Origin of the sequence: Xylophilus rhododendri, from assembly GCF_009906855.1 — a bacterium.
Classification (GTDB): Bacteria; Pseudomonadota; Gammaproteobacteria; order Burkholderiales; family Burkholderiaceae_C; genus Xylophilus; species Xylophilus rhododendri.
Map to the genome: position 1 here is coordinate 4797649 of NZ_CP047650.1, position 13265 is coordinate 4810913.

The window sequence follows — 13265 nt, forward strand, 5'->3', positions numbered from 1 at the left end:
GGCGCGATCCGGTCGGGTGGGCTTTTGCTAGCCCGTGCGGAAGCGCTGCCGAATGTGGTCGGCCCCGGCCAGCGGCCGGCCGAGCGCTGCGGCGGCTTCGGCGGCCTGGCGCACCAGGGCGGCGTTGTCCGGCGCCCGGCTGCCGTCCTTCAGCAGCAGGTTGTTCTCGAAGCCCACACGCGCATGGCCGCCCAGTGCGGCGGCGGCGGTGATGCAGGCGTTCTCGGTGGCGCCGAAGGCGCACACGGCCCAGGGCTCTGTGCCTTCATGGGCGGCCAGGAAAGGCAGCAGGTCGCGCGGGTCGGAGGTCTGGCCGGCGGTGTAGCGGCCCAGCACGAAGAGCAGGAACCAGGGCGCGTCCGGCACCAGGCCGCGGCTGCGCAGGGACTGCCAGCGCTGCACATCGGCCACGTCATACAGGATCACCTGCACCATCACCCGTTCGCGCGCCAGCCAGCCGAAGAAGTCGGCCAGGCCGGCTTCGCCGATCCCGGGCTTGTCGATCTCGCGCAGGCCGATGGAGACGGCCTCGGGCCGCAGCTGGCGCACCATGGCGATCTGGGCCGGAGCCTGGTAGCGGCCGGCGGCTTCGCTGGTGACCTGCAGCACCATCGACTCGCCGACGGCGGCATGCACCACCCGCAGGGCCTCGCGGTAGCCCTCGGCGTCCAGGCTGTGGCGGCCGTTGGGCTCGCGGATGTGCATGTGCAGCATCGCGGCGCCGGCCTCGCGGCAGGCCTTGGCGGTGCTGGCCAGGGTGGCGGGGGTGATGGGGACTTCGGCGTGGTCGGCCGGCTGCTTGTAGGCGCCGTTGGGGGCGACGGTGACGATCAGCGGATCGGGGTGGGTCACGACGGTGCTCATGCGGCCTCGGCCTTCGCAGCGGGTGCATCGCTGCGGTCGATGGCCGGCAACTCCGGCGCCAGCAAGGCCAGGCCCTGGCGCAGCAAGGCGTCGTAGCGGGCGCGTTCGGCCAGGCGCCTGTCCTCCGGCCAGTCGAAGAAGCCCTTGCCGGTCTTCATGCCGAGTTCGCCGCGCGCCACCCGCTCGCTCAGCGCCAGCGCCGGCGCTGCCGTGTTCGACAGCGTGGGATACATGGTGGCGGCCGCCGCGCAATGCACGTCGATGCCGGCATGGTCGCGCTGCATCACCGGCCCGGCGGCCAGGTAGCGGAAGCCGAAGCCGAAACGCACGGCGGCATCCACGTCCTCGGCCGAGGCGATGCCTTCGTCGATCAGCGCGAAGGCCTCGCGAGACAGTGCATGCTGCAGGCGGTTGGCCAGGAAACCCGGCTTGTCCTTCTTCACCAGCACCGGCACGCTGCCGCAGGCGCGCATGAAATCGCACAGCCAGGCGGCGCGGGCCGCATCGCTGCCGGTGCCGCACACCACTTCCACCAGCGGCACCAGGTGGGCCGGCATGAAGAAGTGCAGGCCCAGCATGCGCTGCTGCGAGGCCAGGCCCTGGCCGATGGCGGTGATCGGAAAGCTGGAGCTGTTGCTGGCCAGCACCGCATCGGCCGGCGCCAGCGCTTCCAGGCGGGCGAAGAGCGCCCGCTTGGCATCCAGCCGCTCGGTGATGCATTCGACCACCAGCACCACACCCTGCCAGTCCAGGTCTTCGAGGGCGGCGACGCTGTCGATGAGGGCGGCGCGGTGGCCCAGTCCCGCGGCCTGCAGTTCAGTCGCGACATGCGGCGCCAGGCGTTCGCGCTGGGCGGCGCTGGGATCCACCACCGTGACCCGTGCGCCGCCGCGCGCCAGCACCACCGCCACGTCGGCGCCCATGGTTCCACCGCCGACGACCACGGTGCGCGCGCCGTGCGTCCTGAGGGCTTGATTCATCTGTCCTGTCTCCTGCTCCGGCTGCCCCGTGCAGCCGGTTTGCGGCGCAGTCTAGGGAGCGCCCCTGAAAAGATCCAGACGCATATTTCTATAGACTGATAAGCCATGAATATCAACTGGACGGCCCATGAACTCGAGGTGTTACTGGTCCTGGTGGAGACCCTGAGCTTTCGCCAGACCGCCCAGCGCATGCATCTGTCGCAGCCGGCGGTCTCGGGCACGGTGGCGCGGCTGGAGGCGATGCTGTCGGCCCGCCTCTTCGAACGCAGCACCCGCTCGGTGCAGCTGACCGAGGCCGGCCAGGTCTTCGCCGAGCAGGCGCGGTTCATGCGCCACCAGATGCAGGAGGCGGTGAACCGGGTGCGGGCGGTGTCGGATGCGCAGGTGGGCCGGGTGGCCCTGGCGGCGCTTCCCTCATTGGCTGCGACCGTCGTGCCGCTGGCCTTCGCGCGCTTCGCCCGGGACCATCCGGCGGTGCAACTGGAGCTGGTCGACCGCCTGGCCGGCTCGGCCTTCGAGATGGTGCGCGCCGGGCGGGTGGACTTCGCGCTGACCGCCGCCAACCCGGCCTATGCCGACCTGGACTACATCGCTTTGTCTTCCGACGCCGTCGGCCTGCTGCTGCCGGCCGGCCACAAGCTGGCACGCGGCAAGACCGCCCTGGCCTGGAGCGATATCGCCGAACTGCCCCACATCTCGATGCCCGCCGGCACCAGCGTGCGCCAGTACGCCGATGCGGCCTTCCTCGCCCACAAGCTGCGGTTCGCACCGCGATTCGAGGTGGAGTACCTGGCGACCATCGCGGCGATGGTGGCGGCGGGCGTGGGCGTCAGCGCCTTGCCGGAACTGGCGGCGCGGGTGGCGGGCAATGCCGGTGTGGTCTGGCGCCGGCTGCGTTCGCCGGAGGTGCGCCGGCCGATCGGGTTGGTGAGTGCACGCAACCGGGCTTTCTCGCCCGCGGCGCTGCGGATGATCGATTGCCTGAAGGAGGAGATGCGCGTTTCCGGGGTCTGAGGCCCGGCCTTTGCGCGGCCTGGGCCTAGAAGTCCACCACCGCCCGCAGCACCGCCTGCCGCGACTCGCCCAGCGTCACATACAGCGGGCTGCCCGAGGACGAGACATAGTTCTTGTCGAACAGGTTCTTCACGTTGAACTGCAGGCGCAGGCCGTGGTTGTTCCAGCGGGTGTCGTAGCTCACGAAGGCATCGACCACCTCGTAGGCATCGTTGGTGAAGCTGTTGGCGCTGTCGCCCGCGCGCTTGCCGATGTGGCGCACGCCGGCGCCGGTGCGCCACTGGCCGCCGCCGGTGGCGCGGGCGAACTCGTAGGTGGCGAAGACCGAGGCTTGCTGCTGGGCGACGTTGGCCAGGCGGTTGCCGCTGTATTGCGGGTCGTCGGTGACGTAGGCGTCGGTGAAGGCATAGCTGCCGATCAGCTTCCACTGCTTCGCGATCTGGCCGGCGGCGTCCAACTCCAGGCCGCGCGAGCGGGCGCCGCCCACGGCGCGCTGGGTGGTGATGCCGGCGACGGTCTCGCTCACCACCACGTTCTTCTTCTTGATGTCGTAGAGCGCGGCGGTGGCGGTGATGCCCTGCGGCATCTCCAGCTTGGTGCCGATCTCCCAGGACTTGCCTTCCTCCGGCGGCAGCGTGCCGATGACGGTGCCGGTGCTGGTCTGCGGGTTGAAGGATTCGCTGTAGCTGCCGTACACCGACCACAGCTTGCTCGGCTGCCACACCAGGCCGACGCGCGGGATGAACTTGGAGCCGTCCGACTGGCTGGCCACCACGAAGGGCCGGCCCTTGCCCGCCGTCTGCTCGTAGCGCTGCCAGCGGCCGCCGGCCTGCACGATCCACTGTTCGGACAGGCGGATCGAGTCCTGCGCGAAGAGCGCCTGCTGGTTGAGCAGGGCGTGCTGGTCGCTGGTGGTGGGGTCCACGACCAGCGAGTTGGCCAGGGTGCCGTAGACCGGGTTGTAGACGTTGAAGGCCGTGCTGTTGGTGCCGCGGATCAGGTCCTGGCGGTAGATGTCGGCATCCTCGGCATCGAAGCCGGCCAGGATCTGGTGCTTCACCCCGCCCCAGTTCACGTCGCCCTGCAGGTTGACCTGGGCCACATGCTGCTGGCTGTTGGCGCCGCGGGTGCCGTCGGGCCGGCGGGTGAGCACGCCGGTGACCGGGTTGTAGGCGACCGGGCGGGCCTGGAAGTCGCTGTAGGTGTTGCGGTTGAAGCTGTAGGTGCCGTTGAGCTTCCAGGCGGTGTTGAGCGTGTGCTGCGCCTGCACCGTGAAGAAGTCCGAGGTGCCGATGGTGCGGTTGTAGGCCTCGTCGAAACGGGTCTCGGGATTGGTATTGACCGGCTTGCCGGTGCGGGTGTCGATGACGGTGCCGCGGTCGAAGGGCTGTTCGTAGTCGGTGTGCTCGAAGGAGGCGCGCACATAGGTGCCGGAGCCGTACCAGGCGAGCGACGGCGCGATCACCTTCTGCTTGTTGGTGCCGAAGTTGCGCCAGTAGTCCACGTTGCTGATGTCGGCGATCAGGCGGTAGGCCAGGCCGTTGGTGCCGATCGGGCCGGTGAGGTCGATCTGCGCGTTGCCGCCGCCGTAGCTGGAGGCGCTGGCCGCGGCCTGGCCGGCGAATTCGAGCTGGGGTTTCTTGGTCACCATGTTGATGACGCCGCCCGGGTCCATGGTGCCGTAGACGATGGACGAGGGGCCCTTGAGCACCTCGACCCGGTCGGTCGTGTAGGTGAGGTTGCGCGCCAGCACGGTGCGCACGCCGTCGCGCAGGATGGAGCCGTCGCGGTTGAAGCCGAAGCCGCGCTTGATCAGCGCGTCCTGCGTGCCGCCGAGGGTGTTGGCCTGGGTGATGCCGCTGACGTAGTAGAGCGCCTCGTCGATGTTGCGCACCTGGGTGTCCTGCAGCACCTGGGCGGGCACCACGGCGACGGCCTGCGGCACGTCGCGCAGGTCGGCATCCACGCGGGTGGCGGTGGTGGCGCGTTTGGGCTGGTAGCCGATTTCCTGGGCGCGCTCCTGCACGATCACTTCCGGCAGTGCGGGCGACGACGTGGAGGAGGCCGGTGCGGATTGCGCCGCGGCGCTGCCGCAGGCGCCCAGCAGGGCGAGTTGGGTGAAGGTGAAGAGGCCGCTCGGGATGGGTCGCATGAAGGAAAAGCCAGGAAAAGTAACTTACGGTAATGTAAGTCATTCTCATCTGGCTTTGCCCCGCTCCCCATCAGGAGCGGCCTGCCGGCGGGCCGGTCAGGAGGTCTTGACCGACACCGTCTTGGTCCAGAGATAGGACTCCATGGCCTCCGGGCCGCCTTCGGAGCCGTAGCCCGAATCCTTGATGCCGCCGAAGGGCATCTCGGCGCTGGGCGTGGCCGGCTGGTTGATCCACAGCATGCCCACTTCCAGGCGGTTGGACAGCTGCTGCACCGTGCGGATCGACTCGGTGAAGGCATAGCCGGCCAGGCCGTAGGGCAGGCGGTTGCCTTCGGCGATGGCCTCGTCCAGCGTGTCGAAACCGCGGATGGCGGCGATCGGGCCGAAGGGCTCGTCGTTGAACACCGAGGCGTCCAGCGGCACGTTTGACAGCACGGTGGGCGTGAAGAAGTTGCCGTCGGCCTTGCCGCGTTCGCCGCCGGTCAGCACCTTGGCGCCGCTGGTGCGGGCGTTGGCCACGATCTGGTCCATGGCCTGCAGGCGGCGCGGGTTGGCCAGCGGGCCCATGCTGGTGCCCTGGGTCAGGCCGTCGCCGACGACCAGGCTTTCGGCATAGGCCACGAAGGCCTTTTCGAATTCGCTCCGGATGCCGTTGTGCACCAGGAAGCGGGTGGGCGAGATGCAGACCTGGCCGGCATTGCGGTATTTGGCGCCGGCGGCGGAGCGCACGGCAAGTTCCACGTTGGCGTCTTCCGCCACGATCACCGGCGCGTGGCCGCCCAGCTCCATGGTGGCGCGCTTCATGTGCTGGCCGGCCAGCGCGGCCAGCTGCTTGCCCACGGCGGTCGAGCCGGTGAAGGTGACCTTGCGGATGATCGGATGCGGGATCAGGTAGCTGGAGATCTCGTGCGGATCGCCGAACACCAGGCCGACCGTGCCGGGCGGCAGGCCGGCATCGACGAAGGCCTGCATCAGCGCGGCGGGCGATGCCGGGGTTTCTTCCGGCGCCTTGCACAGGAAGGAGCAGCCGCTGGCCAGGGCGGCGGCGAGCTTGCGCACCACCTGGTTGATCGGGAAGTTCCAGGGCGTGAAGGCGGCGACCGGGCCCAGCGGGAACCTCAGCACCTGCTGCTGCGTATCGGGCGCGCGGGCCGGCACGATGCGGCCGTAGACGCGCAGGCCTTCGTCGGCGAACCATTCGATGATGGCGGCGCCGGACATCACTTCGATCTTGGCCTCGGCCAGGGGCTTGCCCTGTTCCTGCGTGAGCAGCGGCGCGATCTCGTCGGCGCGGCTGCGCAGCAGGGCAGCGGCCTTGCGCATGGCGATGGCGCGCTCGGCAGGGGGATGGCGCGCCAGGCTTCGAAGCCGCGCTGCGCGGCTTCCAGGGCGGCGTCGAGGTCGGCGCGGCCGGCGTGGGCCACCTTGCCGATGGTCAGGCCGGTGGCCGGGTTGCGCACCGGCAGGCTGCGGCCGTCGGCGGCGTCGCGCCATTGGCCGCCGATGAGCAGGCCGGTGTCGGGATAGGAACGGGTTTGGGTGTCGGACATGGAGATCGAGCTGATGTGTTCGTTGCAAACGCGGCAGCCGCTGAGAGCGCCGCGACCCATCCCGGACTTTAGGCGATTGCGGCGCCGGCCGTGCGAGCGCGCCGCGTTACACCGCCGAACCGGCCGGCGCGCGCCGCGTCGGATGCTGTTGAGCATGCGCAATGCCCTCGATTTCTCCTCCCTGACCGGGCTGCTGTCCACGCTGCTGGGCCTGGTCGTCGTCTCCCTGGTGGCGGTGAGCATCCGCTTGCTGGTCATGACCGGCGTGCAGCAGCGCCGCGAAAGGCAGAACCGGCAGATCAACGAAAGGCTCAAGACCCTGATCGCCGCCTACAAGACGCTGGGCGGCTCCTTCACCGGCGACCTGACGGTGGACCCGAGCCACCTGCGCGACCTGCGTGCGCGGGCCGATGCGGCCGACGCCGCGCTGAAGCGGGCGGAGGTGGAGGCGGCCGTCGCGCCGGTGGAGGGCGCGGCGCCGCCGGCCGTCGTGCCTGCCCGGCCGCCCGAGACCGGCTCCGAGCGGCGCCGTCGCATCCGCGATGCCGTCGAGGCGGCCCTGTCGGATGTCGTGCTGCTGGGCACCCGCGAGCAGGTGGAGCTGGCGGCCCGGGCGGCCAACGACATGGTGGCCGGCCGGCCGGTGGAGACGGCCGAGCTGGTGGTGTCGCTGCGCGCCTTCATCCGCGAGGTGCTGGATCTGGAGGCGATGCCGGCCGGCCTGTCGATTCCCCGGCAGGGGCCCTTGCGCGGCGGGAGCTCGGGCAAGGGCGGTGGCGGGCAGGGCGAAGGGAAGTCCGGCGGGGGCGGGGGCGGAGGGGGCGGCGGCGCTGGAGGCGCTGGAGGCGGAGGCGGAGGAGGCTTCGCCGCCATCGGCGTCCACCACGATCCCGCCGCCGCCGACCATCCCCTTCAGCCGGGCTGAGCCGGGCGCTTCGCCCGGTGGTAGCTGCCGATGCCGCGGTGGATCACCCGGTCGCTCTCCAGCACCGTGCCGGGCGCATGCTCGGCCTGCCCGCGGATCGCCGCATAGACCGGCGCGAAATCGATGCGGGCCAGTTCCAGCAACTGCTCCAGGCTGTCGATGACGAAATAGCTCTCCTGGAAATCGTCGATCCGGTAGCGCGTGCGCATCACCCGCGCCAGGTCGAAGCCGATGCGGTGGGGCGAGGGTGAGTCCAGCGCGAACACACTCTCGGTGAAGGAACTGGCGATGCCGGCGCCGTAGATGCGCAGGCCGTCTTCCTGCCGCACCAGGCCGAACTCCACCGTGTACCAGTAGACACGGGCCAGCTGGTCCAGCACGCCGAGCTGCTGCGCCCGCAGGCCGCCTTCGCCGTAAGCCTGGATGTAGTCGGCGATGGCAGGGTTCATCAGCATCGGCACATGGCCGAAGACATCGTGGAAGACATCGGGCTCCTCCAGGTAGTCCAGCTCCTGCGGCCGGCGGATGAACTGGCCGGCGGGGAAACGCCGGTGGGCCAGATGGTCGAAGAAGACCTCGTCGGGCACCAGGCCGGGCACGGCGACGATCTGCCAGCCGGTGCGCCGCATCAGGCTGTCGCTGAGGCGGCGGAAATCCGGGATCTCGTCGGCGCCCATGGGCAGCCGGTGCATGCCCTCGATGAATTCGTCGCAGGCGCGGCCGACCAGCATCTTCGTCTGGCGCTCGAACAGGGTCTTCCAGGTGGCGTGGTCCTGGGGCGTGTAGTGCTCCCAGCCCTGGTCTATCGTCCAGTCGGCGCGCTCGGGCCGGAAGGCGTCTCCCGCCGCCAGGCCGTGCTTGCTGTCCGCGGGCATGGCGGGTTCAGGCGGTCTGCAGCACGCCGCGTTCGATCTGGTCGCGCTCCAGCGATTCGAACAGGGCCTTGAAATTGCCTTCGCCGAAACCTTCGCGGTAGTCGCCCTTGCGCTGGATGAACTCGAAGAAGACTGGGCCGAGCACGGTGCCCGAGAAGATCTGCAGCAGCAGGCGCGGGCTGCCGCCCTCGGTGGTGCCGTCGAGCAGGATGCCGCGCGACTTCAGCGCGGCCGGGTCCTCGCCATGGCCGGGCAGGCGGCCTTCGAGCATCTGGTAGTAGGTGTCGGGCGGCGCCTTCATCAGCGGCACGCCGGCCGCGCGCAGGCGGTCCACGCTGGCCAGCAGGTCGTCGCTGAGCAGGGCGATGTGCTGGATGCCCTCGCCGTTGAAGGCCATCAGGTATTCCTCGATCTGGCCCGAGCCCTTGGAGGACTCCTCGTTGAGCGGGATGCGGATCATGCCGTCCGGCGCGGTCATGGCCTTGCTGGTCAGGCCGGTGTATTCGCCTTTGATGTCGAAGTAGCGGATCTCGCGGAAGTTGAAGAACTTCTCGTAGAAGCCCGCCCAATAGGCCATGCGGCCGCGGTAGACGTTGTGGGTGAGGTGGTCCACCAGCTTGAAGCCGTGGCCGGCGGGCTTGCGGTCCACGCCCTCGATGAACTTGAAGTCGATGTCGTAGATCGACAGGCCTTCCTCGGAGCGGTCTATCAGGTAGAGCGGCGCGCCGCCGATGCCCTTGATGGCCGGCAGGTGCAGCTCCATCGGGCCGGTGGGCACATCGACCGGCTGGGCGCCGAGTTCGATCGCGCGGTAGTAGGCGGCATGCGCGTCGCGCACCCGGAAGGCCATGCCGCAGGCCGAGGGGCCGTGCTCGGCGGCGAAGTAGGCGGCGGGGCTTTTCTCCTCGCGGTTGACGATGAAGTTGATGTCGCCCTGGCGGTACAGGTCCACGTTCTTCGAGCGGTGGCGGGCCACCAGCGAGAAGCCCATCATCTCCAGGATGGGTTCGAGCACGCCCGGCGTGGGCGAGGCGAATTCGACGAACTCGAAACCCATGAGGCCCATTGGATTGTCAAAAAGGTCGGCCATGTTCTCTCGCTCCTGCTGCGCATGCGTGGTGGGGCCTCCATGCTAGGCGGGGCGGGGAGCGGGTTTCCTGCGCGCTGGTGCTTCTACCGGGCCCATGGCGCGGGATTCCTGTGAAAATCCGCGGATGGGTGAAGAAACAGGTCTCGATGCGGTCGATCTGCGCGTGCTTCGCGCGCTGCAGGCGCATGGCCGCGCCAGCTTCGAGGAATTGTCGGCGCTGGTGGCGCTGTCGCCTTCGGCCACGCAGCGCCGGGTGCGGCGGCTGGAGGAAGAAGGCTTCATCGCCGGCTATTCGGCGCGGGTGAACCCGGCCAGGGTCGGCATCCACCTCACCGCCTACATCAACGTGCGGCTGGAAAAACACCGCGAGAACGGCAAGCGCGGCCCGGCCGACGAGTTCGCCGCGGCGGTGCAGGCCTGGCCGGAGGTGGTCGACTGCATGGCGCTGACCGGCGAGATGGATTACCTGCTGCGGGTGCTGGTGGCCGACATGGAGCATTTCTCGGCCTTCGTGATGGACAAGCTGCTGCGCCATCCGGCGGTGCAGGACTGCAAGTCCAGCTTCGTGCTGAGCCAGGTCAAGGCCAGCGCGGTGCTGCCGATCTGAGCGGCGCCTGTCCCTTTGGAGGGAGCGCCGGGGTGGACCGGTTGGCGATGTGCCGCGGCGCTGCGCGGGCTAACTTTCCGGCTCGCATCACCTCCATAGGAAACACCATGTCCACCCAAGCCAAACTCGAAGTCCTGACCCCCAGGAACAGCCAGCTGATCTTCATCGACCACCAGCCGCAGATGGCCTTCGGCGTGCAGTCGATCGACCGCCAGACCCTCAAGAACAACACCGTGGGCCTGGCCAAGGCCGCGAAGATCTTCGACGTGCCGACCACCATCACCACGGTCGAATCGCAGTCCTTCTCCGGCTTCACCTATCCCGAACTGCTCGACGTGTTCCCCGGCAAGCAGGTGCTGGAACGCAGCTCGATGAACTCCTGGGACGACCAGAAGGTGCGCGACGCCCTGGCCGCCAACGGCCGCAAGAAGGTGGTCGTGGCCGGCCTGTGGACGGAAGTCTGCAACACCACCTTCGCCCTGTGCGCCATGCTCGAAGGCGACTACCAGATCTACATGGTGACCGACGCCTCCGGCGGCACCAGCAAGGAAGCCCACGACATGGCCATCATGCGTATGGTGCAGGCCGGCGTGGTGCCGGTGACCTGGCAGCAGGTGCTGCTGGAATGGCAGCGCGACTGGAACAACCGCGGCACCTACGACGCGGTGATGGCCGTGGCCAAGGAGCATTCCGGCGCCTATGGCATGGGCGTGGACTACGCCTACACCATGGTCCACAAGAGCGCCCAGCGCACCCAGACGCCGCACGAGGCGCTGGCGCCGGTGCATGCGCCGGTCATCGAACGCTGATCGCGCCCTTCAGTCGCGCTCGCCCGCGAAAGCATGGCCGGCGCGGGTGGCCCGGCGCTGGCGCTTGCTGCGGTACATGGCCTGGTCGGCCAGGCGCAGCAGCTCGTCCAGGCCCGAGGCGTTGAGCGGATAGCTGGCGATGCCCACACTCATGCCCACCGACAGGGCGCGGCCCTCGAAATCCACCGGCGCGGCGCAGCTCTCGGCCAGCCGCTCGGTGAGGGCGGCGAGCTGCGCACGGGTGGCGCCGCCCGGCAGCAGCAGGGCGAACTCGTCGCCGCCCAGGCGGGCCACCATGTCCTCGCCGCGCAGCAGCGCCTGCATGCGGCGCACCACGGCCTGCAGGATGGCGTCGCCCGCCGCATGGCCATGGCTGTCGTTCACCGCCTTGAAGCCGTCCAGGTCCAGCAGCATCAGGCTGAAGGGCCGGCCCTCGGCCAGCAGCGCCTCGGCCCGGCCGTGGAAGCCGCTGCGGCTGGCCGCGCCGGTGAGGGCATCGGTGCCCAGGGCCTCCACCAGCTGCTCGGTGCGGGCGCTGAGCCGGCGTTCGGACTGCAGCACCAGGCGCAGCCGCGAGGCGGTGGCGCCGGCGAAAACCACCAGTTCGGCCACCAGCGCGGCCTGGGTGATGTTCATCTGGTCGGGCGTCCACGCCACCCAGCCCCAGCTGGCCACGATGATGGCCGAGATGCCCGCCAGCAGCAGCGCCACGCCCAGCGAATACAGCACCGCCGGCCAGTAGCGCCGCCGCACCGCCGACAGCGCGCCCACCAGCAGCACCATGGTCGACAGCAGCACGCAGGCCTGCACCAGGCGGAACATCCACACCACCTGGATATTGGCGAAGGCCAGCACCGTGGCCAGCACCAGCGCGCCCAGCATCAGCCGCACGATGTGCTCCAGCCAGGGCGCGAAGTGGTGCAGGCGCAGCAGCCGGCGGCCGAACTGCAGCTTGCAGAAGACCCAGGCCGGCGGCATCGCCATGTAGCAGAACCAGGCCGCCTGCGGCCAGTGCGGGAACAGGTAGCGCAGCGAATGGCCGTTGAAGCCGGCCAGGGCCAGCAGGGCGCAGACCACCGAGGCCAGATACCAGCCGTAGATGCCTTCGCGGAAGATCGTCAGCAGCACCAGCGCATACACCACCAGCCCCAGCAGCATGCCGTAGCTCAGGCCGTCGAAGATGCGTTCGTCCTGGGTGTCTTCCAGGTAGCGCACGGTGCGCCAGATCCGCACGTCGTAGATGCGGGCGAAGGTGGAATCGACGCGGAAATACAGGGTGTAGGTCTGCGTGTCCGGCAGGCGCAGGCGCCAGGCCATCTGCTCGGAGCTGGCCGGCCGGGTGGACCAGGGATGCGACATGCCAGTGACCACCGGCTCGGCCAGCGCCCGGCCCTGGCTGTCGTAGGGGCCGTAGAAACTCAGTTCGTGGGTGGAGACGGTGGGCACCACCAGCAGCCACTCGCGGCCGGTGCTGGCCTGGTCGCTCAGGTGCACCTGCAGGCGGAACCACAGCACACGGTCGGATTCACGGCCGCGCAGCGGTGCGTCGGGGTAGGCGAAGCGGGCCTGGTTCGCCGGCTTCAACACATCGGCGATGCCGAGGCTGCGGCTCTCGTCCTCGAAGAAGGACAGGCCGGAGACAGCCGGCACACCGCCGGGCATGTCGGTGACCGCCACGGGACGAGATTCGGGACCATCGCCGGCCCGGGCGGTGGATGTGGCCGCCAGCAGGCCCAGCCAGCAGAAAACGATGAAGAACAAGCGCAACGCGCCACCTCACGGGCAGGTCGCCCACAGACAAAAGGGGCGCCGATTGTGCCGTGACGCCGCGGCGGGAAGAAAAAAGGCCTCCGCGGGGGAGGCCTGGTCAGCGGGGCGCATGGCGGGGCGGCCGGTCAGGCGGCCGCGGCCAGCAGGCTGCGGGCCAGCGCCTGGCTGTCCGCCGAATGGTCGGCGCGCGATGGCAGGCCGTGGTGGGTCAGCAGGCTCCACACCATGTCGTCATCGACCGGGAAGCGGCAGAGCAGGGTGCTGCCGGTGGCCAGCTTCACCATCTGGGCGGTGGAGAGCTGGCCCAGCAGCTCGGCGGATTCCTCGCTGATGCCCAGGCTCTGCACTGCCTCGGCCTTGTCCATGCGGATCAGGTTCTGCGCCACGCCGAGGTAGCTCAGGTTGGCGTCGCGGATCTCGGCGAGGATCTGTTCGGTGTTCATCGGTCGTCCCGTTTCGGTGTCCGACTCCAGCCGTTGCACGATTGCGGGGGGCTCGATTCGGTGAAGTGGATTGTGAAGACCGGCCAAACGGAACTGAAGTCGGGGACTGGATGTGCTTCGTGTCTGCCTGCGGGGTGGGGATGTAGGAGCTTGCCCTACATCCCCTGCTGTGCGCCCGGGCCCTGG

General features: G+C 69.4%; 11 protein-coding genes and 1 pseudogene. 4 read left to right on the top strand and 8 right to left on the bottom strand.

Translation table 11 applies throughout. The features are described 5' to 3' along the window. Positions 1-27: 27 nt before the first annotated feature. Complete coding sequence (locus tag GT347_RS22225) at positions 28-864, bottom strand: BKACE family enzyme (protein ID WP_160554262.1); 837 nt, start codon at positions 862-864, stop codon at positions 28-30. Continuing rightward, the gene (locus GT347_RS22230) at positions 861-1844 is read right to left on the bottom strand and encodes a 3-hydroxyacyl-CoA dehydrogenase family protein (protein WP_160554263.1); all 984 of its coding nucleotides are present in this window, start codon (positions 1842-1844) and stop codon (positions 861-863) included. Before GT347_RS22230 ends, GT347_RS22225 begins: the two co-directional genes overlap by 4 nt. A 105-nt stretch (positions 1845-1949) precedes the next feature. Here GT347_RS22230 and GT347_RS22235 point away from each other — a divergent pair, with 105 nt between their 5' ends. Beyond that, a complete protein-coding gene (locus tag GT347_RS22235) occupies positions 1950-2858 on the top strand; it encodes a LysR family transcriptional regulator (RefSeq protein ID WP_160554264.1) in 909 nt (302 codons plus the stop codon). A 25-nt stretch (positions 2859-2883) separates the two neighbouring features. Here the strand turns inward: GT347_RS22235 and GT347_RS22240 are convergent, their stop codons facing one another. After that, a complete protein-coding gene (locus tag GT347_RS22240) occupies positions 2884-5010 on the bottom strand; it encodes a TonB-dependent siderophore receptor (RefSeq protein WP_160554265.1) in 2127 nt (708 codons plus the stop codon). A gap of 96 nt (positions 5011-5106) precedes the next feature. Next, positions 5107-6560: pseudogene (locus tag GT347_RS22245) on the bottom strand (NAD-dependent succinate-semialdehyde dehydrogenase). Between the two features lie 154 nt (positions 6561-6714). On the opposite strand from GT347_RS22245, the gene GT347_RS22250 reads away from it, so the two are divergent. After that, positions 6715-7485: a hypothetical protein gene (locus GT347_RS22250; RefSeq protein ID WP_160554266.1), complete on the top strand. Its 771-nt coding sequence runs from the start codon at positions 6715-6717 to the stop codon at positions 7483-7485. On the opposite strand, the gene phhA is transcribed toward GT347_RS22250, so the two are convergent. Together phhA and hppD are read right to left on the bottom strand one after the other, a co-directional pair. Next, on the bottom strand, positions 7473-8360 hold the full coding sequence (gene phhA / locus GT347_RS22255; protein WP_160554267.1) for a phenylalanine 4-monooxygenase: 888 nt from the start codon (positions 8358-8360) through the stop codon (positions 7473-7475). The genes GT347_RS22250 and phhA overlap by 13 nt on opposite strands. Before the next feature lie 7 nt (positions 8361-8367). Then, positions 8368-9450: a 4-hydroxyphenylpyruvate dioxygenase gene (gene hppD / locus GT347_RS22260; protein ID WP_160554268.1), complete on the bottom strand. Its 1083-nt coding sequence runs from the start codon at positions 9448-9450 to the stop codon at positions 8368-8370. A 124-nt stretch (positions 9451-9574) separates the two neighbouring features. Here hppD and GT347_RS22265 point away from each other — a divergent pair, with 124 nt between their 5' ends. Then, positions 9575-10057: an Lrp/AsnC family transcriptional regulator gene (locus GT347_RS22265; RefSeq protein WP_160554269.1), complete on the top strand. Its 483-nt coding sequence runs from the start codon at positions 9575-9577 to the stop codon at positions 10055-10057. Positions 10058-10164: 107 nt separating this feature from the next. Next, on the top strand, positions 10165-10866 hold the full coding sequence (locus tag GT347_RS22270) for a hydrolase (protein ID WP_160554270.1): 702 nt from the start codon (positions 10165-10167) through the stop codon (positions 10864-10866). Positions 10867-10875: 9 nt separating this feature from the next. Here the strand turns inward: GT347_RS22270 and GT347_RS22275 are convergent, their stop codons facing one another. After that, positions 10876-12627 (bottom strand): diguanylate cyclase, encoded by a 1752-nt coding sequence (locus tag GT347_RS22275; protein ID WP_229722431.1) that lies wholly within the window; start codon positions 12625-12627, stop codon positions 10876-10878. Between the two features lie 134 nt (positions 12628-12761). Then, positions 12762-13079 (bottom strand): flagellar transcriptional regulator FlhD, encoded by a 318-nt coding sequence (flhD, locus tag GT347_RS22280; protein ID WP_160554271.1) that lies wholly within the window; start codon positions 13077-13079, stop codon positions 12762-12764. Positions 13080-13265: the final 186 nt, after the last annotated feature.

Bases quoted from the DNA above. Each gene is read 5' to 3' on its own strand.
- GT347_RS22240 (WP_160554265.1), bottom strand. From the start codon at position 5,010: ATGCGACCCATCCCGAGCGGCCTCTTCACCTTCACCCAACTCGCCCTG.
- flhD (WP_160554271.1), bottom strand. From the start codon at position 13,079: ATGAACACCGAACAGATCCTCGCCGAGATCCGCGACGCCAACCTGAGC.
- phhA (WP_160554267.1), bottom strand. From the start codon at position 8,360: ATGCCCGCGGACAGCAAGCACGGCCTGGCGGCGGGAGACGCCTTCCGG.
- GT347_RS22235 (WP_160554264.1), top strand. From the start codon at position 1,950: ATGAATATCAACTGGACGGCCCATGAACTCGAGGTGTTACTGGTCCTG.
- GT347_RS22265 (WP_160554269.1), top strand. From the start codon at position 9,575: ATGGGTGAAGAAACAGGTCTCGATGCGGTCGATCTGCGCGTGCTTCGC.
- GT347_RS22270 (WP_160554270.1), top strand. From the start codon at position 10,165: ATGTCCACCCAAGCCAAACTCGAAGTCCTGACCCCCAGGAACAGCCAG.
- GT347_RS22225 (WP_160554262.1), bottom strand. From the start codon at position 864: ATGAGCACCGTCGTGACCCACCCCGATCCGCTGATCGTCACCGTCGCC.
- GT347_RS22230 (WP_160554263.1), bottom strand. From the start codon at position 1,844: ATGAATCAAGCCCTCAGGACGCACGGCGCGCGCACCGTGGTCGTCGGC.
- GT347_RS22250 (WP_160554266.1), top strand. From the start codon at position 6,715: ATGCGCAATGCCCTCGATTTCTCCTCCCTGACCGGGCTGCTGTCCACG.
- hppD (WP_160554268.1), bottom strand. From the start codon at position 9,450: ATGGCCGACCTTTTTGACAATCCAATGGGCCTCATGGGTTTCGAGTTC.